A 22,757-nucleotide genomic window follows, 5' to 3' on the forward strand; every position below is an offset into this window, starting at 1 on the left:
CACTTGAAATAAAGAACGTTTGTTCGTATAATTGTTTTTGCAAACAAATGTTCGTTTTAATTAAAGAAAGGATTTGTTATTTATGAAAAATAAATTTTTAGCTTCTACACAACGCTTTTTTGATTCTGCACTTAATTACTTAGAAAATTTTTTCGTTCTTACACCATCTTCATCACCTAAACAAATGCCTGAATTTCAAATACGTTTTTGCGTCCAACAAGCAATTAAGCAAAATAAACCAGTTAAACTTCATGTAATTTGCCCTTCTAATCAAATTGAATTGATATCTGGTTACTTAACAAAAGGGCCTACCAATGAAGTATTTTTAATGCAACAAGCTCATAGTACACGCATAATTTTCTTGAATCAAATCCATTACTTACAACTAGTTTCTCCTTCTAGTCTCTCTGTAAAACACGCACTAAAATCTTGTTCTTAAGTATTTTATCAGAAATAAAAATGGATGTTTCCTAATAACTAAGAAACATCCACATATTTTAATAATCAAGTTATAAGATAAATATATCTAAGGTTTCGGATACATATCAAATTCTAATACATTTCAAGATATTGATCACGTTCCCATTCGGAAACTTCTTGGCGATATGCATCCCATTCTAAACGTTTTGCTTCTAAAAAGCTTGGACACAAATGAGGGCCCATTGCTGCTAACATTGTCTTATCTTCTTTCAGTGCTTTTAACGCATTATGCAAGGTTGATGGTAAGTCTTCAATATCATTTGCTTTACGTTCTTCTTCACCCATTGCATAGATATTACGATCAACAGATTTTGGTGGTTCAATCTTATTACGTAAACCATCTAATCCAGCTTCCAAAATAGCAGCTACTGCTAAATATGGGTTAGCTGCTGGATCAACACTTCTTAATTCCAAACGAGTAGATGCACCACGAGCAACTGGTACACGAACCAATGGTGAACGGTTATGACCAGACCAAGCAATGTAAACCGGTGCTTCGTAACCTGGAACTAACCGTTTATAAGAGTTAACAACTGGATTGGTAATAGCTGTAAAACCACGTGCATGCTTCAATAGACCACCTAGGAAATAATATGCTTCTTTGGAAAGCTGTTCTTTACCATTTTTATCGTAAAATGCATTTCCATCTTTATTGAATAATGACATATTAATGTGCATTCCTGAACCATTGATGCGTGCCAATGGCTTAGGCATAAATGTTGCATGCAAACCATGTTTACGCGCAACTGTTTTAACTACCAACTTGAAAGTTTGAATATTATCGCATGCACGTAAAGCATCTTCATATTTAAAATCTACTTCATGTTGACCTGGTGCAACTTCGTGATGTGAAGCTTCCACATCAAAGCCCATGCGTTCAAGTTCTAACACAATATCACGCCGACAATTTTCACCTAAGTCAATTGGAGCTAAATCAAAGTAACTTCCTTTATCGTTTAATTGAGTTGTTGGTTTACCAGTTGTTGGATCAAGCTTGAATAAGAAAAATTCTGGTTCTGGTCCAATGTTAAAATCAGTAAAACCTAATTCTTTCATTTCTTCTAGCACACGAATTAAATTATTTCGCGGATCACCTAAGAATGGTGTGCGATCTGCATTATAAACTTCACAAATAATACGGGCAACCTTACCATGTTCATTTCCCCATGGGAAAATCATCCAAGTTGATAAATCAGGATATAACCACATATCACTTTCTTCAATTCTTACAAAACCATCGATTGAAGAACCATCAAACATCATTTTATTGTCTAAAAGCTTATCTAACTGACTAACTGGAATTTCAACGTTTTTGATTGTTCCGTATAAATCTGTAAACATTAAACGTAAAAATTGAACATTTTCTTCTTTTGCAATTCGACGAATGTCGTCTTTTGTATAAGTTACTTTTGGCATTATTCAGTGCTCCTTATAAGTCAAATTAGAGATTTCTGTTATTCTGGAAAAAAGAATCATTTGTTCGATTAAAACCACCCACCGCAATAAATTCATCATGCAAAATTCTACGCACATCAGAATCTGTTAACGGCTTTTCTAATTGAGCTTGTTTGCGTGCCTCTTGTTTTGCTTGTTCTTCATAGATATGTTTGATTCCAGCCATATTAATGCCTTCAGACAAATAATCTCGAATTTCTAGCAATTTATCAATATCATTTAAAGAATACATCCGACGATTTCCTTCATTTCTTTCAGGAATCACCAATTCTTGTTCTTCATAATATCTAATTTGACGCGCAGATAAATTTGTCAATTTCATAACCGTTCCAATCGGTAAAACGGCCAATGAACGGCGTAACTCCTTTTCCTTCATAACGCTCCTCCTAACTATGGTTTTATAATAACAAGGGTATTTTCAAAAGTCAATATCTTTATGTTACATTTTCTAACATCAAATTAAAATCCTGTGAATTTCACTTAAAAATCAATGTTCTAACCATATTTCCACATCATTTATAACTTGTGTTAATTCTTCTGGATGTAAGACCAAATCATACCAATTAACATTCATCTTATTTCTAAACCATGTCAACTGACGTTTAGCATAATGACGTGAATTTTTTTTAGCTTCTACACTACACTCCTCTAGGGTTTTCAAGCCTTGAAGATATGGATAAAATTCTTTATAACCAATACCTTTTCCACTTGGTAAATCACTACCTCCATGAGCATACAAATACTTAACTTCTTCTAACAAACCTTGTGTTAACATCAAATCAACTCTACGATTAATCCGTTCATACAATACATCTCGCTGCGTCGTCAAACCAATTAAAAATGGATCGAATTCTAAACTTGCTTGATCTGCTTGCTGCGAAAATAATCGTCCTGTTTTTTCAATCACTTCTAAAGCACGCACAACACGCCGTTCGTTAGTCACTGGAATTTTTTGTGCTGCTAATAAATCCGTTTTAGCCAATTCTTCCCATAAAGCTTGTTGCCCTTTTTCTTTTGCAAATGCATGCCACTTATTACGGATAACTTCTTGACTATCATATTTATCATTTCCAAGGCTAAAATTATCTAATAGTGCTTGTAAATAAAAACCTGTCCCACCAACAATTAACGGCAATTTACCTTGTGCTTGAATTTCTTTGATAGCTTTACGACATTTTTCAATGAAAAGCGCAACAGAAAAACGTTCGTCTATATTACATTCATCTATTAAATAATGTTTAATCCCCCGCATTTCTGACGGAGTAATCTTAGCTGTTCCTACATCTAATTTACGGTAGACTTGCATTGAATCCCCTGAAATTATCTCTGCATTAAATTTTTTTGCTAATTCAATTGATAAATTCGTTTTACCAACCGCAGTCGGTCCAACAATTAACAAAATTTTTTGTCCAGTTTGCAATCTTTTTCTCCCCATCTTTTATATTTTCGTTATTATTTTAACATTTATCAAACTTTTTAGGAGTTATATCTAGATATTTTTTCAATTATCGTTCATAATGGATATCAGAAGTATTTCATTGGTAAAAAATGAAAACTTTATTAAAAGGAGGGAATCTCATGAAATCATTTGGTAAAGGCTTTTTCTTTGGTGTCGTTTCAACAATCGGTGCTTTAGCAGGTGCTGCTTTTGCATTTAAGAAAACTGTTGTTGAACCAATCGAAGAACGCGAAGCTATCTTAGAAGAACATCGTAAACGCGCTTTACGTAAAAGTCGCTCTGCTCATCAAGGATAATCTTAATAAAAAATGGCTCGGATTTAAACCGAGCCATTTTTTATTAATCTTGATACTTCTTCTTTTTGGTTTTACCATCCCATTTATCGTAACCGTTTTTTAAAATCACTAAATCACGATAGCCTTTTTTATGCAATTGTAATGCTGCACGTACAGCCATGGAACGGCCTGTTTCATAGATATAAATCGGTGTATCTTTGCGCAAACTATTTTCATACAACTTAAATTGAGACAATGGCATATTACGTGCACCTAAAATGTGTCCTGCTTCAAAGTTAGCAGCTTCTCGTACATCGATAACTTGTGCTTTCCGCATACCTTCTTTGAATTCTGCGTTATCAACAATTTTAGCAACTCTCTTACCACGCCAATTCAAATACATCGGATAAAAAATCATCCATAAGATAATAATAATTAAAATTACATTAATCACATACCATATGCTAATTTGTCCTAAAAGAAACAATCCCAAAAACTCCTCTCAATTCTAATTAATTATTGAAATTTTAAAGCTAATGAAGCTGCACCAATTACACCAGCATCATTACCAAGTTGAGCTAACTTAATCTTAGTAGTATTTCTAATCGTAGGGAATGCAAATTCTGCAAAGTAAGCTTTAACTTGATCTAACAAAAAGTCGCCAGCTGCAGAAACTCCTCCACCGATTACAATATATTCTGGATTAAGTGTACTTGCAAGATTAGCACAAGCTAAACCTAAATAACGACACACACGATCAACTACACTTTTAGCCAAGAAATCACCGGCTTTAGCCAAATCAAATACTAACTTAGAAGTTACTTCTTCACCATTATCCAATGTTTGTTTCAACTGCGATTCACCAGCAAATTCTTCTGCCATTTCACGCGCAACACGAACTACCCCAGTAGCGGAAGCATAAGTTTCTAAACAACCTTTATTACCACATGTACATTGATATCCACCTGGTTCAACATTAACATGGCCAATTTCACCACCAGCACCCATTCCATGAACCATAGCACCGTTAGCGATAATACCGCCACCTACACCAGTACCTAAAGTCATAAATACAACATCTGCTGCATTATCGCCTGCACCCATCCAACGTTCACCTAACGCTGCAACGTTAGCATCGTTATCGATAGCAAACTTAATCTTAGTTTGTGTTTCAATTTGTTCTTTGACATTTTGAACAGTTTTCCAATTTAGATTGTACGCTCCTACAACCGTACCTTTTTCTAAGTCGACAGTCCCTGGAGTACCCATACCGATTCCAACAAATTGTTCAGGGGTCATATTGTATAAGTCTAAATGATGGTTAATCGAATCAATAATATCTGGAACAATGTGAGAACCTTCATCTAAAATATTAGTTTCGATGCTCCATTTTTGTTGAATTTCGCCTGCAAGTGTCAAAATAGCAAACTTGATAGTTGTACCACCCAAATCAATACCAATTAGTTTTTTATCCATCATATTTCATCTCCTAAAACTTTTAGCCTTGTGATCGTTTTTCTTCTAATCTATGTTCTCGTGTTAATACAAGTTTAGCACTAATAAAAGTTTTTTCATCGATTACACCGGCTTTATGCAAATGATCTAACTCTAACGCCATTAATTCGATATCCCACATCCTTTTTCCTACATAAACAAAAACGCCAAAATTTTTCAAAAGTTGCTGAACATCATACAGAGTTTTCATCAGACCATCTCCTTAATTATACTGAATATTAAAGATTTTTTAAACCTATATTCCACATTAAAACATAAATAATGACCAATGCAATTAAAGCCAAAATACGTTTATGTCTTTCAATCATGCCTTTTCTTGGTAAGCCAACAATGTAAGCTAATAAAAAGCCAGCAAACAACCCACCTAAATGTCCACTCAAATCAGCATTACCAACAAAACTAAAAGCAACATTTAAGATAATTAATAACAAAAATTGTTTAGCATATGCTCGTAAATAAGGATTATTTTTAAAATTTTCAGCTAACATGAAAAATGCACCAAATAATCCAAATAAAGCAGTACTTGCCCCAGCGGAAATACCTGGATTAAATGCAAAACTTGCTAAATTCCCACCAATTCCACTTAATAAATATAAAAGTAAATATCTTGTTGGGCCAAAAAGCATTTCGATTTGCATTCCAATAAAATAAAGCGTCACCATATTTAAAATCAAATGTTCGATCCCAATATGTAAAAACATTGGTGTAAATAAACGCCACCATTGTCCTAAAGCAATTAATGGATTAAATTTTGCACCAAATGCCAATAAAACATTGACGCTTTCACTTCCTCCAACAACTGTCATCAATAGATAGACAACTATATTGACAGCTATCAAGCTATACGTTATCCATGGTTTACCAGCTAATTTTTTCTTTAACATTTTCAAATCCCCCACCATTTACTGTAATCACATAATCAACGTCAACATCCGTCGCGTCTATTTGCCATAATGGTTCAGGAAAAAAACGTAGCTCATCTGCTAAAGCAATTGTTACGCCACGATAGTCTTTTAAATAACGATCATAAAAGCCACCACCATATCCTACCCGCTTACCATTTGCACTAAAAGCAACACCTGGAACAATTATTAAATCAATTTGATCCTTAGGAAGCGTTGTTTCTAAAGATCCATTAGGTTCAATTACACCAAATGCTGTCTTTTTAAATGTTGTAGATTCTGTCATTTCAATAAAACGCATTTGATTTCCAGGTAATGTTTGTGGTAGTACAACTTGTTTTTGAGCATTTAAAGCTGTTAAAATCAACGATTTAGTATCTAATTCTAGATTGGTGCTCAATGTCAACGCAACAGTTTTTGCTTCTTTCCACGCACTTGTTTGCAACAATTTAGCTTGTAACTTTGCTAAAGCATATAATTGTTGTTCTTGAAAGCGACTTGCTAGACGTTTTAATTGTTGTTTTCTAAATACTTCCTTGGTCAACATCACAAAATCTCCTTATAAAGAAAAAAACAACAGGGTATTAACCTGTTGTTATTTTGTTTCGCGATGTACTGTTACTTTGTGATCGCGTGGGCAGTATTTTTTAAGCTCAATGCGATCTGGATTATTACGCTTATTTTTGCTTGTCAAGTATGTTTGTTCATGACATTCTGTACATTCCAATGTAATATTTACACGCATGTTTCAAACCTCCAAACTACGTCTCAATTTCAGCAAGACACACCTAGGTGCCTTCAACGTTAATATCATATCATTTTTTAAAGTTGAATGCTAGTATTTTTTACTTTTTTTGTTAAGTATTTTACCTTGACACTAAAAACTACTTTACTCAATCGGTTTCTTTAAAGCTATTTCAAAAGTGATAATACTAAATTCCACCCCAAAATTAAATAAGAAAAACGGTTGTATAATATTTAGGACTGATAATGTAAAATTTTTTTGCATTACGGTCCTTCTTTTATTTTCTCCATTTTTACGGCAAAATAAAAGAGATGGCCCACAACGCCAATCTAATTAAAGAAAGGACACCATCTCTATGGATAATAATATCAAACTTTTACTTGGAATTACAGACCCTAATTTAACTATTGACCCTAAATATCAATATACTTCGTATATTGAAGAAAAAATTATTAAAAATAGTAAGGCTTTGCTCTGTCATCTATATTTGTCTTACCCTATGTATTGCCCTAATTGTAAAGCATTGATGTTACATAACGGCACTAAAGTAGTTAATAATATTCATCTTTCTTCTGCTGGTAAAAAGCTTGTGCTTTCTATAAGAAAACAGAAGTATCTGTGTCCTGAGTGCAAAAAGACTGCGACAGCTAAATTTAAAGATACTAACTATCATGATCATTTTTCTAATGCTGTTAAAGCCAAACTTGTACGTGATTTAAGTCTATCCAGACCTATGTGTGAAATTGCTGCGGACTCTTTTACATCTTCAAACACAATTATTAGATCTTTAGAGAATGTAGAAAATAATTTTAAAGTCAATTGTAACTGGCTTCCTAGTCACTTATCCTTAGATGACTTCAAATCTGGTAAAAGATTTTCATCTAGTGGTATGAGTATGTGTTTAATCAACGCAGTCAATCATCGGATTATAGATATAATTCCTGAAAGAAATAATAAATTCCTTAGGAATTATTTCATTCAATATAGTTACAAAGCTAGATTATCAGTAATGACTATAACTGTTGACTTATATGCACCTTACCGCAGTTTGATTAAGGAGCTATTCCCTAATGCATTTATTATTGCAGATAAATTTCATGTGGTTACACAGGCATATACAGCTATGAATAAAATTAGAATTAGGGTTATGAAAGAATATGGAGCTGGAACCCATGAGTATCGAGCTTTGAAACGTTTTTGGAAACTACTTCTAAAAAATCAAGATGATGTTGATTATCATCGATATTATCCAAGGATAAATTTTAAATACGCTGAATTAAGCGATTCTGAAGTTTTAGATCGTTTATTTGATATGTCTTCTGAATTGAAAACAGCCTATGAATATTATCAGTTACTTCTACAAATGTACCGTAAAAACAGTTGTCAATTACTAAATTTATTAACTGATACAGTTTCTTGGAATCCTCCACCAGAAATGAGACAAGCTTTAAAAACTATCAAGAAGCATAAGGCAGAAATAGAAAATAGTTTTGTTTTACCTAGACTTACCAATGGTCCTATTGAAGGCGTCAATAATCACATTAAAGTAATTAAGCGTATAGCCTATGGCTATAATAATTTTAAGCATTTTAGACTCAGGATTCTGCTTTCGCTAAAAAATAATGTAATTTTCTTCTCCACCTAAAACAAAAAAACTATTAGACTTCCATCTAATAGTTTAAAAATAATAATTAAAATTTTGGCATCAGTCCTTTTTGACAAAGAACCAGAAAAACACTTGAATATACAAGTTAGCTACTATTCTAATCCATCATTACTCATAACTTGACTCCAGAATGCTTCATAAATTTTTTTAGCTGCATCCGTATTAACCCCAGTTGCCTTGGTAGTTCCTGGAAATGCCAACGCGATAACAACTTTGGCATCATCTGAAGGTGCATAGCTCACTAAACTTAACGTTTCTGTTTCAGCAGTTCCATGATAAGTTGTAGCAGTACCGGTTTTAGCACTGACTGATGGTTTCATGTCTTGGAACTTACTACCAGTTCTCCATGGACTAGTACCATGAACTACCTTCCAAAAACCATCTTTAACAACCTTCCATTGTGAATTTGTGGCAGGAACCACATTTAAAACATTTGGAGTAAACTCATAAACCGTTGAACCCAACGAGCCATCTGAATTAGTTTCACGAATTGATTCAAGAATATGTGGTTGCATTCGATAACCACCATTTGCAATGGTCGATGCATATTGTGCCAATTGTAATGTCGTATATGAATCATAGTTCCCAAATGATAAGTCAAGCGCCTTACCTATATCAGCTTGACTTGATGGGCCTTCAAACCCAGTTGATTCACCAGGAATATCAATCCCTGTCTTAACACCTAAACCAAATTGTTTAAAATAACCACGCAATTTATCAAAAATCGAAGTTGGTAATGATAATGCAGCACCTGGAACATAGTTAAACCCACCTTCTAGCATTGCTAATTTCATCATATATACGTTTGAAGAAACCATCAACGCATCAGAAGCAGTTAAAGCTACTGATCCATTACGGTTAAATAAAGAAGACTTAACCGGTGTTCCTTTTAATTTAATTGGTTCATCGACTAATGTGTTACTTTGCGGAGTAATAACTCCCGATAATAAACCGCTAATAACTGTTGCTCCTTTAACAACAGATCCCATTACATAACTTTGATTAATCGCGCCTAAAGCATTTTCTGTAACTTTTCCTGTCTCTAAATCACGATTAACTCCCGCCAAGGCATAAATCGCACCCGTATTAGGATTCATTACAACAGCATATGCTCCTGGTAAATATGGATTAGATCCCTTAATAGAATTAACAGCATCTTCCATAATCTGTTGTACTGTATTTTGGAACTGTGAATTAATCGTTAATACTAAATTATCTCCAGGTTTTCCGCCATATTTTTCAACTTCATCAACAATCGAACCGTTTTGCGTCTCAACATCTGTGATTGCTTTTGTTCCTTTTAAAACATCTTCATATTTAGATTCGATATAACTTGAACCAACACTATCATTACGCGAATATCCTTGCGCTAATAGTGTATTAATAGAATCACTTGGTAACCCTTGTTTTTCAGTCGTAACCGTCCCAATCACACTCTTAACAGATTCGCCATTAGGATAACTACGCTTCCAACTAGTCCCAATCTTTATTCCAGGTAATTTTGAAAGGTTTTCACCAACTTCTGCCATTTCTTTATCAGTAACATCACTTGTTTTTAAATAAACAGTTGATAAAGAATATGCTCCATTCATTTTACTATATAAAATAGCTGCTTGTTTTTGTCTTCCACTTAAATTTGCTTGTAAATTATGTTGTTTAACATATTTTGATTCAGCTTTATACAAATCATCGGGTTGCAAACTATCAGCATTAGCAATCTTTTTTTTGACATTTTCTTCATGAATTGGATTTGCTAAATAATAGTCAATTTCATCCGCTAGATTGATATTTTCATCTTCTACGCTAATATATTTAGTCAAATCATTAGCAATTTGATACATAACTGTAGCTGAAACGTTTAAAGGTTTAGTATAAGTAATTGCACGTGAAGAATCGTTAGCCGCCAATAGCTTACCAGTAGAATCATAAATCATCCCACGTTGTACATTCGTTGTTTCTGTACGCACATCTCCACTGTTTACTTCAGCTTCAAACATTGGTCCATTCACAATTTGTAAACGTGCTAATTGGATAATTAAGGCAGCAAATAAAATAAAAACTATTACAAAAAGAAAGTTCAACCGAAAAGGAATATGTGAGTGCGGCGCTTTCTCATTTTTAGTGGTACTTCTTCTAATAAATTTCACAAAAGCTATCTCCTATCTCATCTTGCAACTATGCTTACACGTATTGCACAAATTATATGGTATCACAAAGTATACCTTAACGGACACTTATTTGCGGTTAAAAATTTGTTAAAAGTTATTTTATTTACTAAACCCAACTCTAATTATGCTATGATGAATTTAGACTTTAAACGAAAGGATTCCAGTCTTTGAAGATTAAACGTTTTTTTAACAAAAATTATCCATTAATTTTTAGTTTTTTGACACCGTTCATTTTAGTATTGTTGTATTTTATTTCACGCCAAATGTATCCATTTGGAAAAAATAGCATTCTAACAGTTGATCTAGGTCAACAATACGTTGACTTTTTTGCATTTTACCGCCAAACACTTTTGCATTCTTGGGGAAATATTTTCTATTCTTTTGGAAAAGCACTGGGTGGACCTATGATTGGTGAATTTGCTTATTATTTACTAAGCCCTTTTAATCTTGTCTTATTACTTTTTCCAGGTAAAACAATCACAGCTGGGATAATGCTTGTTGTATTATTAAAATATGGCTGTGCTGGACTTAGCTTTGGGTGGCTACTTTATCAAACTAAATTGCAAAACAGCTGGAAAATCCCACTCTTTGCAACATCCTATGCTTTAATGGGCTGGGCAATTGCTAATCAATCAAATATCTTATGGTTGGACGCTTTAGTCTTTTTACCATTAATCGTTCTTAATCTTATTAACCTTTTAGAAGGCCAAAGAAATAAAGCATATTGTTTATGGCTTGTAGTTATGTTAATAAGCAATTATTACATGGCTTATATGATTTGTTTATTTTTATGTCTCTTCTTTTGTTGGCATCAAGTACAAAATTTTACAAATTTCAAAAAATTAATCTCAAACTTATGGCTATTTGCCAAAAATTCATTACTAGCCGTTGGTTGTGCTGCTGTTTTATTATTACCGACCGTTGCCACTTTGCAAACTAGTAAAGGTCAATATACCATCAATCATTTCAGTTGGAAATTAGAATATTTTCCTCCAAAGCTTTTATCTAAATTTGTAATCGGGGCATTTAACTTCGACCAAATGCCCCAAGGATTTCCTAATTTATTTATTGGAACATTAGGATTAAGCCTTTTTTTGCTTTATTTTTTAGATAAACGTTTTCCTTTAAAGAGTCGGATATGCGCTTTTTTAATCAGCAGCTTTTGTTTTGCTTCAACATTTATTGAACCTTTTGATCTTTTATGGCATGGAATGCAGTTTCCTGTCTGGTATCCTTATCGCTTCTCTTTTTTAATTTCGTTTTGGATGCTTTATCTAGGTACACAAGTTTTTAATACTAGATTTAAGATTACTTGCCAGAAACTTTTACTTTTAGGAATTTTTTTAACGGCTTTATTTGCTTATGTTTGCTTGAATGCCACTGATTTTTCCTTTATCAGTTCCAAAAATCTTTTATTATTTGCTATCTTTTTAATTCTTACATTATGGTTATTAACGCTCAAAACTACCCATAAAAATTACTATTTACTATTTTATTTAGTTATCGTATGTGAGATGGGGTGTAATCTTTTCTTAAGCTTAGGTAACTTATCTTATTTAACACAAGCTGATTACGTCTTACCTTCCACTTCTCTTGCAGCTGATGTGAAACTTATACAAAAAAAGAAACCTGTACTGTATCGCGTTGGTCAAACATATGCACGCACTAAAAATGATGCTTTAGCTCATAACTTTAATTCTGGATCTTATTTTAGCTCTGCACTTGAAAAAAGCCTACCTGATTTTTATGGACAGCTTGGTAATCCTGATGGCGATAACTATGTGACTTATACTAACGGAACACTAATCAGCGACAGTCTTTTAGCAATGCGTTACTTTTTTGATAATAAAGACTTAGGTGAAGTTGTTCCAGATTTAGAAAAAGAACAACTAAGCTCACAAAGTGAAAAAAGTGATTTAAAAGAGTATTCTCTTATTGAACAAACAGACTTAACACAAATTTATCAAAATCCTTTTGCTCTTAGTTTAGGTTATGGTGCATCTGAAAAATTAACAGATTTAAAAGTGTTATATAACGATCCTATTAGTTATCAAACTAACTGGTTAAACTTAGCAACTAACACTCCTATTAGCAATCGCTATTTTAGCGCACAAAATTTCAATGAAGTTGTCTTCCAAAATACTAAATCTAGCATCAACCTAACGGGGCAAACATTTAAGCGCACAGATAACGATAAAGATGCTCAAATTATTTTTAAGTTTACTCCGTCAACTAACGATTCATATTATCTAACTCTTGGACCACAGCTTTCTTCAACTAATGTTACTTGGTCTTTAGGCAATCGATTATTGCACTATTATGGAACTTTTAGGCATACAGTTATTTTAAATTTAGCAAATCAAGATAAAGGAAATGAAATCGTCTTGACTGCTAAGTTCAAAAAACAAAATCTTACGCTGGATAATTTTGTACTCTATCGCCTAAACAATCAAGAAGTCAAGAAAAAATTACAGCAATTACAAAAACATCAATTAAAAACAACTGACTTTAATTCTAGAAAAATACGCGGAACAATCACTGTTTCAAAAAAGCAATCCCTTTTAGCCACTACAATTCCTTATTCTAAAGGTTGGCATATTAAAGTTGATGGACATAAAGTTGAGACATTAAAAATTCAAGATACTTTCTTAGCATGTAAACTAAGTCCAGGCAAACATCATGTTGAATTATTTTTCGTGCCACCATATCTTTACTTAGGCTTGTTTATCAGTTTTATTTCTTTATTAATTCTTTTACTTTCAAACAAAAAACTAAATAATCAAAGGGCCTAAAATCCGGTTGTATAATATTTAGGACTGATAATGTAAAATTTTTTTGCATTACGGTCCTTCTTTTATTTTCTCCATTTTTACGGCAAAATAAAAGAGATGGCCCACAACGCCAATCTAATTAAAGAAAGGACACCATCTCTATGGATAATAATATCAAACTTTTACTTGGAATTACAGACCCTAATTTAACTATTGACCCTAAATATCAATATACTTCGTATATTGAAGAAAAAATTATTAAAAATAGTAAGGCTTTGCTCTGTCATCTATATTTGTCTTACCCTATGTATTGCCCTAATTGTAAAGCATTGATGTTACATAACGGCACTAAAGTAGTTAATAATATTCATCTTTCTTCTGCTGGTAAAAAGCTTGTGCTTTCTATAAGAAAACAGAAGTATCTGTGTCCTGAGTGCAAAAAGACTGCGACAGCTAAATTTAAAGATACTAACTATCATGATCATTTTTCTAATGCTGTTAAAGCCAAACTTGTACGTGATTTAAGTCTATCCAGACCTATGTGTGAAATTGCTGCGGACTCTTTTACATCTTCAAACACAATTATTAGATCTTTAGAGAATGTAGAAAATAATTTTAAAGTCAATTGTAACTGGCTTCCTAGTCACTTATCCTTAGATGACTTCAAATCTGGTAAAAGATTTTCATCTAGTGGTATGAGTATGTGTTTAATCAACGCAGTCAATCATCGGATTATAGATATAATTCCTGAAAGAAATAATAAATTCCTTAGGAATTATTTCATTCAATATAGTTACAAAGCTAGATTATCAGTAATGACTATAACTGTTGACTTATATGCACCTTACCGCAGTTTGATTAAGGAGCTATTCCCTAATGCATTTATTATTGCAGATAAATTTCATGTGGTTACACAGGCATATACAGCTATGAATAAAATTAGAATTAGGGTTATGAAAGAATATGGAGCTGGAACCCATGAGTATCGAGCTTTGAAACGTTTTTGGAAACTACTTCTAAAAAATCAAGATGATGTTGATTATCATCGATATTATCCAAGGATAAATTTTAAATACGCTGAATTAAGCGATTCTGAAGTTTTAGATCGTTTATTTGATATGTCTTCTGAATTGAAAACAGCCTATGAATATTATCAGTTACTTCTACAAATGTACCGTAAAAACAGTTGTCAATTACTAAATTTATTAACTGATACAGTTTCTTGGAATCCTCCACCAGAAATGAGACAAGCTTTAAAAACTATCAAGAAGCATAAGGCAGAAATAGAAAATAGTTTTGTTTTACCTAGACTTACCAATGGTCCTATTGAAGGCGTCAATAATCACATTAAAGTAATTAAGCGTATAGCCTATGGCTATAATAATTTTAAGCATTTTAGACTCAGGATTCTGCTTTCGCTAAAAAATAATGTAATTTTCTTCTCCACCTAAAACAAAAAAACTATTAGACTTCCATCTAATAGTTTAAAAATAATAATTAAAATTTTGGCATCAGTCCTTTTTGACAAAGAACCTAAAATCCAAAAGCTTGAATTTTAGGCCCTTTTAATTATACTAAATTTCTAATACCATTTGAGCTTTAACTAAGTAAAGGTATTTATGCGCAACTTTTTTATGCAAAATATTTTCTAATGCTTGTGCATATAGCTCTAATTGTCCTTGATAAAGCTGTTTTAATTTATGTTCACGTCCAACAAAATAATTATCTGTCTTATAATCAAACAAAATAATCTCGTCATTTTCATCGATGAAATAGCCATCGATAATCCCATGAACCAAGAGTGCTTCTTCTTGTAAATCTAGTTGTCCATTAAAAAGTTGATTTAATGGATAAAGTAAAGAAATAGGTTCTTCACGTCTTAAGCTTGCTTGAGATTGCAAGATTTTTTGTCCTAAAGAAGTTTGATAAAATGCCACAATCCCCTTAACATCTATTAATTGCGCTACTTCTGTAGTCAATAAGCCCGCTTGCAAAACTTCATCTAGCAAATCTTTGATCTTTTGTTCATTGATTTCACCTTGTAAATCAAGTTTTTGGAAAAGCAAATGCGTCGCCGTCCCAATTTGAGCCGCAGATACTTCAATGCTTTGCTGCATGAATTCAGGCAAAGCGTATTCACCAATATATTGCAGCCTACTATTATTGCTAAGTGCTGTTTCTTGGGTATCAAATTGGGGCATATTTTCATTATCCGGATCATCAATTAGCCGTTTAATATCACTAACAGCTTGATAAGCACTAATTTTTGTCAATAACTCATGCGGATAACGATACTCCAAAAGATCTTGTAGCGCACTACCGTCAAAATCTGTTTGTAATTCTTGCATTTTTAACCATTCATCAATACTTTGTTTAGGCATCTCACAAATTTCTAATTGTTGTTGTAAATAATCTTTACTCCAAATCTCTACTTTAAATGGAACATCTGTTGAAATCTTGGTACCATCAGCAAAATTAGCTATATCGGTAACTAAAGCATCCATATCATTAACCTTTTGTACACCTTGGTTGCGATATATCACTTTATCGATGAAACCTTCTGTGCGAACTAGACAATTACCAATCCAATCTAAATAACAAGCTTGCGTTGATTTTCGTAAACTAAGTGGCAAGGTCATATCACTTGCGTCAAGTGCCTTGCTCCACGTCTGTAAACAAGTAGCTAAATCACGATATTGTCCAACAATAAATAACCTTTGTTCTGCTCGTGTTAAAGCAACATACAATTTACGCATTTCTTCAGCCAATGACTTATTAAGACTTTCTTCACCAATTAGCGTTAAAATTGGTGTCTTAATTTTGGCTTTCACCTTAGTTTGTTCAACTTCTATTTCTTTTAAGTAATTCAAACCAAAGCCTAACTGTTCATCCAACAAATAATTTCCACGAACAATTTCTTGTAAATTAAATTGCTTTTTAGTATTGATTAAAAAAACAATTGGAAATTCTAGTCCTTTACTTTTATGAATTGTCATAAAAGTCACTGCATCTTCGCCACCCGTTAGATTAATCTGCGCTAAATCATTGTCTTTTGCTTGCATCTTTTTAATAAAGCGCACAAACTGAAAGATTCCTTTAAAACTCATTTTTTCATATTCTGTAGCCCGATTATATAAAGCATGTAAGTTAGCTTGACGTTTCTTACCTCCAGGCATCCCTGCGACATAATCTAAGAACCCTGTTTGCTGATAAATTTGCCAAATTAAAACAGCTAACTCATCTTTATGGGCGGTTTCTCTAAACAAAGCTAAATCGTCTAAAAAACGTTGTTGTTTACATTGAAGTTGTACTTCAAACTCTAAAGTTTCATCTGCTTTAAAATTCGTTAAAGCTGTGTAAAAATCTCCTTGTTTAGTTTGAATACGTAAATAACTTAATTCATTTTCATCAAAACCATACATTGGTGAGCGTAAAACCGCTACTAATGAAATATCTTGATGCGGATTATCGATAATCTCAAGTAAAGACATCATTATTTGAATTTCAGTTGTCTGAAAATAGTTATTAGCATTATCAACATTAACTGGAATTCCTTGATTCCTAAACTCTTCTGTAATCAATAAACTGTCACCATGCGTAGAGGCTAAGATTGCAATATCTGAATACTTGATTGGGCGCAATTGCTTAGTCTTTTTATCATAAATTAGGTTGTCTTGTCCTTTTAAAAGCTCTTTAATTCGTTGACAAACTAATAAAATTTGTCCTTGCTCTTTAGTATCAATTGTAAAATCTTGCGTCTCTTGTTCATCATCTGGTAGTTGCGATTCATAAATTAAAATTTCTGTAGGTATAGTAGCTAGCTGCTTTGGGTAACTCAAATTAGCTGCTTTTAGTTTTGCATCTTGATCATAATCAATCTCGCCTAACTTTTTATCCATCAATTGCTCAAAAATCAAATTAGTAAACTCTGTTACATTGGCAACTGAACGAAAGTTTTCTTGTAGTAAGATATTTTCACCTAAAAAATCCGGATTAAAGACATCATTTACATCAAGATTTTGATAACTTTGCAACTTTGCATTAAAAAGCTGTGGATTTGCTTGTCTAAAACGATAGATTGATTGTTTAATATCACCAACCATAAACATATTTTGCGAGGCAAGCTGTGTTAATAATGCTTCTTGAACACCGTTAGTATCTTGATATTCATCAACCATTATTTCTTGGTATTTCTCACGTAGCAATTCTACAACTTGTTTTCCTTCAGGACTTTGATTTGAAACAATCTCTAACGCAAAATGTTCTAAATCATTAAAATCAAGCAAGTGCCGACGCTTTTTTTCACGTTGATAGGCTTGACGAAATTCGACTACAATCTGTGCTAAACGTTTAACAACATCGCTTGAATTCAATAGTAATTCTATTAGTTCTTGACTATCTAAATAAAAATAGTCATTTTGAAGTTTTTTTATCGCATCTTTAGCTTGTTCATGCAAAGCTTTCATTTCTTTATTAATCTTAGCTGCTGGTGTGGTTAAATCATTTGGAACAGTGGGTGAACTATATTTTTTTAAAACAGGTTTCCCACTAAGATTAAATGTCGTTAACTTATTTTTTAAGCTATCAAAATCACATGTTTGCTGGCATTCTCGCATAATTTCTTTAAATGTATCTAATTCAGTTAATTGAGTCAGCTTTTTTTCTTCATACTTAGCTAGATTGCGCGCCTGTTTTTTTTCAAAATCTTTTAGCTCAGGATCAACCCCATTTACCCATAAATCATCCAATAAAGGTTTTAACTTTTCTTGATACAGAGTATTTCGTTTTTCTAAAATTCTAACTATTGCTTGTAGCCTTTGAAAAATAAGTGGCTGTAAATAACCTTGCCATAGTTTAGTCTCAGTAAAATCTTGCGTTGCTTGACAATCATAAAGCTTAGCTAAATGTGCTAGCCATTCTGTTGGCTGCGCATTTGCACTGGCAAATTCATCTACTTTCATTATCACTTGTGAGACGCCTTCATCACTGCGATCTTTCCCAAAAATTTGAATGATTTTTTCAAAGTTTTTAGCATCTGAAACTATCTTAGGATCCGTCTGTTTTCCAGTTAAAACATCTTCTAACTGTTGATAGTAACCTTCAAGTAATTCTTCCCAAACGTCATAACGCAATAAAATTCGCTCTGTTTCATCTGCTAGTAATCTAAAATTAGGATCTAAATCCAACAAATAATAGTAACTACGAATAAGTCGCATACAAAATGAATGTAAGGTGCTGATATCTGCAGTATTAACGCTCATTAATTGTTGTTGCAAGTGACGTTGCAGATTAGCAGCGCCTTTTTTAGGATTTTGATTTAACTCTTGTAATTTCTCTTGTAAAGCCTTGATCAAACGTTCTTTCATTTCTTTAGCTGCAGCTTCGGTAAATGTTACTACTAATAAGTTTTCTACACTCATTCCTTGCAACACAATTTTACGAATAATACGTTCAATCAATACTTTTGTTTTTCCTGAACCAGCTGAAGCTGAGACTAAAATATTATGTCCGGTATTTACAATAGCTTTTTGTTGTCCTATAGTCGGAGTAAATCCACCATTTTTTGCTTGTTTTTCTTCCATTAGGCACGCCCCTCCGCATTCAATAGTTCTTTAATTTTTAGCCACAATTCTTCTTCACTTAATTCTTCGATTCGATGATAATTATTAGCTGCTAAAAGTGTATCAAAAGTCATAATTGCTCCATAATCAGTATAATCTAAGCCCGTGTTATCTTTTAATTTATACGGCGCTAAATCTATCACACCTTCAAAAATTTGCTTTCTTGCTTCATTTAACTTTAAATCATTCAATAGCAATAATTCGTTAAACTGATTAAGTGTCAATAATTTACTTTGATTTTTAGCCTTGAAACTTTGTGAACCACTCTCAAATTTTAGTGGATAAGACATTGACTCTCCAGCTTTTTTATTTTGTGCTGCTTGCTTAAGTTTAATGTCTAAAGCTTGTAAATAACTATTTTCATCTAGTGAGCTTGGATCATCTGCACACCGATATAATCCTTGATAGACGTACTTTTGACTAATATTTTTTTGTGCCTTTCCTTGTTGTAAATCCTTAACATCAAATATTGGATCAAGTAATTGTAAATATGAAACACTTCCCAAATTAAGCAAGGTATCAGCAGAAATACCTAATTTTTCCAGTAAGTCTGGTGCTAAATGCAAATCAGCAACCTGTAACTTTGTTTTACTTAGATTATGCAATGCGTTTAAGTATGTCAATAATTGTAAAGATAGACCATTATAAGCTTTCAATAAAAAGTCTTGCATCTTTGCATTTAGATTGCCTGATTTATAATCAATAACATTCAAATATAAACTGGCATTAGCATCTTTAACCAAATCCAATCTATCAATGCGCCCACGTACATACATCTTATTTTGCAAACCATCTTTGGGATAAACTAAGGCTGGCAAAGAGCCTCCCATACCAAAACTAGTTTCTGTTTTTAAAGTATAAATTTCTTCACCGCTTTGTTGACGCTTAATAGCTTGACTTACTTGATAGATAGTTTTTTCCAATTGGCGTTTCGTATAACGATACCTAGCACTACTATTAAAAACCTTGAAACGTTGTTGTTCATCTAACTGCTCAAATGTTTGTTTCATCAAGCTATCAAATTCTTGACTGCTTAACTCTGCTACAGTCGCATGCTTTTGCAAAACATTTTGGAAAAACCCATCCAAAACCGCATGGAAAAACTCACCCGTATCAGCCGGAGCTAAAACAAATTCTTTTCTAGGCTGTAGCCGCAAACCATATTGTAAAAAATATTCATATGGATTGGCATAAAACGTCTCTAGCCTTGAAATAGAGGTAAATATTTCTGTACCATATAATTTTTTTACAATTTCAGGAGCTAATTTTTTGTGTCCATTCTCGTCAACTGGTGTCGTAGGTAAAATATCGTTTTGATAATTCAAACTTTGCAATAGCTGTTGCGTTAAAGCTGGCAATTTTTTACGTTCATATGCTAATAACCACTGCCATGGCAAATCTAATGTAGTTTGCTTTTCATAGGCTTCTTGACTAGCAGTAATCAACTCGCTTAATGAAGTTTGTGCTGTGCCTAAAAACGCTAAACCAGTTTGACCAATGTCATCACATAAGTCTATCGTCTTTAACTTTAATGCATCAGATATTTTTTTCACATAGCTTGACAATTCAAGTTTTTTACCATCAACATCGGATTTAGGAGCCGTAAATATAAGACGTTGACTTGGCGTTAAAAATGCCTGATAGTGTTTAAATGGTTCATCTGCTAAAACTAATTCACTATAGTCGTTGATAAACTTATGCTCTGATTCGGCTTGATTCCAATATTTTTCTAACAGGTGTCTATCTTGATCAGTCAATAACATATTATTTTCAACACGAACTGGCATTACATCATCACAAGCACCTATAATAAAAGTCACTTTGCGTGTTGCTAGTTGTGTCACACTAGTCTGTGAAAAAATAACTTGATCTAAGGTTGATGGGACACGTGAATAGGTCGCACTTTCAAAACCACTTTGTAAGATATCTAAAAATTCCTTTTCAATAAACGGCTCTTTACCTAATGCAATCACATACTCATCTAGTAATAAACAAAAAGCATCCCAAACTTGTTTAGGCCGTGTAAAATCATCATAGGAAGCATCCGTAGCTTGCAACTTTTCTTGTGCAGCCTTTTGCCACGCTTGCAATTGAGCTGTTACACCTATTTTTTGTAAAAAAGTAACTAGTTCAAAAACAGCCTGTTGACCAGTAGTAACTTGTGTTAATTTTTTAAAAAAGCCATTGAGCTGTTGAAAAATACTTCTTCGCAACATATTAATTTTTTGATTAAGCCCCAAAGAATCTTGTGCTTGTAAATGCTCTTTAGGGCTTTCATTAGGTTGTGGTTTCCTTTTTTGTATAACCCAATTTTCATCCCCCGACCAATCGCACACTGTCCGATAGCCATTTTGTAGTATACAATTTTCTAACAAATCAAGCATTCCACGGTATTCCTGTACAGTCAATTCATCTGCACCGATTTTAGGTATAAATAATTCAGTTTTTAGCAACCTCATCATTTCATGGTAGCCAAATCCCCGTCGCTTAATCGCAAAAAGTGCCATAATAAATTCGACTAAGGGATGATCTATCATACTTTTATCTAAATCAACGAAGACTGGAATTTGATATTGTTGAAAAATTGGCTGTAACAAATTACGATATTTGGTCATATCTGGCGTTAATACTAAAATTTCTTGATAACTATAGCCATTTTTAACTAATCGTCGAATTTGACTAGCAACATATCTTAACTCATAGACACGATCATTTGTTGTCACCAACATAAGATTTTCGTTAGATATTGCAGGATATGTCTTATCTCTAAGCAACTGATTGGTATCTATCCAATACTGTTCTAGCACCTGCAAGGTTGGTGTAACACGTGTTTGATCGGTAATAAAAGTTGTAGGCTCTAAAACTATTTTTAATTGTCTAGCTTCATTACAAAGACTGTTATACAGCCGTTGTTGCTTAAAAAACAAGCCTTGTGTTTGATTAATAGCTTCTTTAGTCATTGTCAAAGCAATTTCAACGCTCTTAGCTTGTTTAAATAATACGCTTAATACATCACGTTCTAGTGCACTAAAATGTGTAAATCCATTAAATATAAACACTGAATCTTGTAGATTCTTTGTCTCTAAATATTTCTTTAGTGCTGCCAAAACTTGTGCACTGTCCAAATAATCATCTTTTAAATATTCAACAAACTCTTGATACACTAAATTTAAATCATTAAGTTTTGCACGTAAATTTTCATTTTGTCCATTTTGTTTAGGTAAATTAACGATTAATTTATCTAAATCGCTTGGTGTAATTCCTCCAAGCTTTAATTCTAATAATTGTTCTGCTAATTTAGTCGCAAACCCAGGCTTTCCCTGCTCTCTTGTAAAGACATACAATTTTTTTGCATCTAAACCATGTAAAATATGCGCAACTACCATCGCTAAGCCATCTTGTGTTAAATGACGTCGTTGAAAAATCGCTTGGTCCTTCATAAAATACCAAGCTAAGCGCGTAAAAGAAAAAGTTTGGACATTGTTTTGTGCGTATAGATTGGTTATTTGACTAAACGCTTGACGCAAATACTTCAACAAGTTTACTTCTGATTCAAACTTTATATGATCAGGAACAATATAAAAATACTGACTATTCGGTTCTTTTTTGAGTCGCGTCACTATATCTTCAAACAACACCTTTTGCAAATCTTGCGATGCTGCTCCCAAAACAAATTTTAAACTCATCTTAGCTCCTCGCT

Annotated in this window: 17 protein-coding genes; 5 read left to right on the forward strand and 12 right to left on the reverse strand. The window is 33.0% G+C overall.

Annotated elements, in window-relative coordinates:
• Nucleotides 1-82 precede the first annotated feature (82 nt).
• Nucleotides 83-439: a hypothetical protein gene (locus QM017_RS05305; protein ID WP_178196500.1), complete on the forward strand. Its 357-nt coding sequence runs from the start codon at nt 83-85 to the stop codon at nt 437-439.
• A 113-nt stretch (nt 440-552) separates the two neighbouring features.
• On the opposite strand, the gene glnA is transcribed toward QM017_RS05305, so the two are convergent.
• The 3 genes from glnA to miaA form a co-directional block, all read right to left on the reverse strand.
• Entirely contained in the window at nt 553-1,896 is a 1,344-nt protein-coding gene (glnA, locus tag QM017_RS05310; protein ID WP_178196498.1) for a type I glutamate--ammonia ligase, read from the reverse strand.
• Nucleotides 1,897-1,921: 25 nt separating this feature from the next.
• Nucleotides 1,922-2,311, reverse strand: a complete 390-nt coding sequence (locus QM017_RS05315) for a MerR family transcriptional regulator (protein WP_178196496.1) — start codon at nt 2,309-2,311, stop codon at nt 1,922-1,924.
• 111 nt (nt 2,312-2,422) lie between these two features.
• The gene (miaA, locus tag QM017_RS05320) at nt 2,423-3,355 is read right to left on the reverse strand and encodes a tRNA (adenosine(37)-N6)-dimethylallyltransferase MiaA (RefSeq protein ID WP_282709074.1); all 933 of its coding nucleotides are present in this window, start codon (nt 3,353-3,355) and stop codon (nt 2,423-2,425) included.
• Nucleotides 3,356-3,513: 158 nt separating this feature from the next.
• Between miaA and QM017_RS05325 the strand changes: the two genes are divergently transcribed.
• Nucleotides 3,514-3,690 (forward strand): DUF3042 family protein, encoded by a 177-nt coding sequence (locus QM017_RS05325; protein ID WP_178196492.1) that lies wholly within the window; start codon nt 3,514-3,516, stop codon nt 3,688-3,690.
• Nucleotides 3,691-3,733: 43 nt separating this feature from the next.
• On the opposite strand, the gene QM017_RS05330 is transcribed toward QM017_RS05325, so the two are convergent.
• The 6 genes from QM017_RS05330 to rpmG all read right to left on the reverse strand — a co-directional run bounded on the left by QM017_RS05330 (nt 3,734) and on the right by rpmG (nt 6,831).
• Complete coding sequence (locus QM017_RS05330) at nt 3,734-4,087, reverse strand: rhodanese-like domain-containing protein (protein WP_178196630.1); 354 nt, start codon at nt 4,085-4,087, stop codon at nt 3,734-3,736.
• 98 nt (nt 4,088-4,185) lie between these two features.
• Nucleotides 4,186-5,145 (reverse strand): ROK family glucokinase, encoded by a 960-nt coding sequence (locus QM017_RS05335; protein WP_282709075.1) that lies wholly within the window; start codon nt 5,143-5,145, stop codon nt 4,186-4,188.
• 22 nt (nt 5,146-5,167) lie between these two features.
• Nucleotides 5,168-5,374, reverse strand: a complete 207-nt coding sequence (locus QM017_RS05340; RefSeq protein ID WP_178196488.1) for a YqgQ family protein — start codon at nt 5,372-5,374, stop codon at nt 5,168-5,170.
• A 28-nt stretch (nt 5,375-5,402) separates the two neighbouring features.
• A complete protein-coding gene (locus tag QM017_RS05345) occupies nt 5,403-6,068 on the reverse strand; it encodes a rhomboid family intramembrane serine protease (protein ID WP_282709076.1) in 666 nt (221 codons plus the stop codon).
• Nucleotides 6,043-6,633, reverse strand: coding sequence for a 5-formyltetrahydrofolate cyclo-ligase (locus tag QM017_RS05350; RefSeq protein WP_282709077.1), 591 nt, complete (start codon nt 6,631-6,633; stop codon nt 6,043-6,045). Before QM017_RS05350 ends, QM017_RS05345 begins: the two co-directional genes overlap by 26 nt.
• Before the next feature lie 48 nt (nt 6,634-6,681).
• Nucleotides 6,682-6,831 (reverse strand): 50S ribosomal protein L33, encoded by a 150-nt coding sequence (gene rpmG / locus QM017_RS05355; protein ID WP_025021837.1) that lies wholly within the window; start codon nt 6,829-6,831, stop codon nt 6,682-6,684.
• 355 nt (nt 6,832-7,186) lie between these two features.
• On the opposite strand from rpmG, the gene QM017_RS05360 reads away from it, so the two are divergent.
• Nucleotides 7,187-8,476 carry an ISL3 family transposase gene (locus QM017_RS05360; protein WP_282708737.1) on the forward strand — a complete coding sequence of 430 codons (1,290 nt, stop codon included), beginning with the start codon at nt 7,187-7,189 and terminating at the stop codon, nt 8,474-8,476.
• 113 nt (nt 8,477-8,589) lie between these two features.
• On the opposite strand, the gene QM017_RS05365 is transcribed toward QM017_RS05360, so the two are convergent.
• Nucleotides 8,590-10,644, reverse strand: a complete 2,055-nt coding sequence (locus tag QM017_RS05365; protein ID WP_282709078.1) for a penicillin-binding protein 2 — start codon at nt 10,642-10,644, stop codon at nt 8,590-8,592.
• Between the two features lie 194 nt (nt 10,645-10,838).
• Between QM017_RS05365 and QM017_RS05370 the strand changes: the two genes are divergently transcribed.
• Both QM017_RS05370 and QM017_RS05375 read left to right on the forward strand, forming a co-directional pair.
• The gene (locus QM017_RS05370; protein ID WP_282709567.1) at nt 10,839-13,457 is read left to right on the forward strand and encodes a YfhO family protein; all 2,619 of its coding nucleotides are present in this window, start codon (nt 10,839-10,841) and stop codon (nt 13,455-13,457) included.
• A gap of 140 nt (nt 13,458-13,597) precedes the next feature.
• Nucleotides 13,598-14,887 (forward strand): ISL3 family transposase, encoded by a 1,290-nt coding sequence (locus tag QM017_RS05375; protein ID WP_282708737.1) that lies wholly within the window; start codon nt 13,598-13,600, stop codon nt 14,885-14,887.
• A gap of 123 nt (nt 14,888-15,010) precedes the next feature.
• On the opposite strand, the gene addA is transcribed toward QM017_RS05375, so the two are convergent.
• Both addA and QM017_RS05385 read right to left on the reverse strand, forming a co-directional pair.
• Nucleotides 15,011-19,018, reverse strand: coding sequence for a helicase-exonuclease AddAB subunit AddA (gene addA, locus QM017_RS05380; RefSeq protein ID WP_282709079.1), 4,008 nt, complete (start codon nt 19,016-19,018; stop codon nt 15,011-15,013).
• The gene (locus QM017_RS05385) at nt 19,018-22,743 is read right to left on the reverse strand and encodes a PD-(D/E)XK nuclease family protein (protein WP_282709080.1); all 3,726 of its coding nucleotides are present in this window, start codon (nt 22,741-22,743) and stop codon (nt 19,018-19,020) included. Before QM017_RS05385 ends, addA begins: the two co-directional genes overlap by 1 nt.
• Nucleotides 22,744-22,757: the final 14 nt, after the last annotated feature.

Source organism: Ligilactobacillus sp. Marseille-Q7487, assembly GCF_949152225.1.
GTDB lineage: Bacteria > Bacillota > Bacilli > Lactobacillales > Lactobacillaceae > Ligilactobacillus.

Coding starts and splice junctions, on each gene's coding strand:
- QM017_RS05305 (WP_178196500.1), top strand. CDS start 83: ATGAAAAATAAATTTTTAGCTTCTACACAACGCTTTTTTGATTCTGCA.
- glnA (WP_178196498.1), bottom strand. CDS start 1,896: ATGCCAAAAGTAACTTATACAAAAGACGACATTCGTCGAATTGCAAAA.
- QM017_RS05315 (WP_178196496.1), bottom strand. CDS start 2,311: ATGAAGGAAAAGGAGTTACGCCGTTCATTGGCCGTTTTACCGATTGGA.
- QM017_RS05325 (WP_178196492.1), top strand. CDS start 3,514: ATGAAATCATTTGGTAAAGGCTTTTTCTTTGGTGTCGTTTCAACAATC.
- QM017_RS05330 (WP_178196630.1), bottom strand. CDS start 4,087: ATGATTTTTTATCCGATGTATTTGAATTGGCGTGGTAAGAGAGTTGCT.
- QM017_RS05335 (WP_282709075.1), bottom strand. CDS start 5,145: ATGGATAAAAAACTAATTGGTATTGATTTGGGTGGTACAACTATCAAG.
- QM017_RS05340 (WP_178196488.1), bottom strand. CDS start 5,374: ATGAAAACTCTGTATGATGTTCAGCAACTTTTGAAAAATTTTGGCGTT.
- QM017_RS05345 (WP_282709076.1), bottom strand. CDS start 6,068: ATGTTAAAGAAAAAATTAGCTGGTAAACCATGGATAACGTATAGCTTG.
- QM017_RS05350 (WP_282709077.1), bottom strand. CDS start 6,633: ATGTTGACCAAGGAAGTATTTAGAAAACAACAATTAAAACGTCTAGCA.
- rpmG (WP_025021837.1), bottom strand. CDS start 6,831: ATGCGTGTAAATATTACATTGGAATGTACAGAATGTCATGAACAAACA.
- QM017_RS05360 (WP_282708737.1), top strand. CDS start 7,187: ATGGATAATAATATCAAACTTTTACTTGGAATTACAGACCCTAATTTA.
- QM017_RS05375 (WP_282708737.1), top strand. CDS start 13,598: ATGGATAATAATATCAAACTTTTACTTGGAATTACAGACCCTAATTTA.
- addA (WP_282709079.1), bottom strand. CDS start 19,018: ATGGAAGAAAAACAAGCAAAAAATGGTGGATTTACTCCGACTATAGGA.
- QM017_RS05385 (WP_282709080.1), bottom strand. CDS start 22,743: ATGAGTTTAAAATTTGTTTTGGGAGCAGCATCGCAAGATTTGCAAAAG.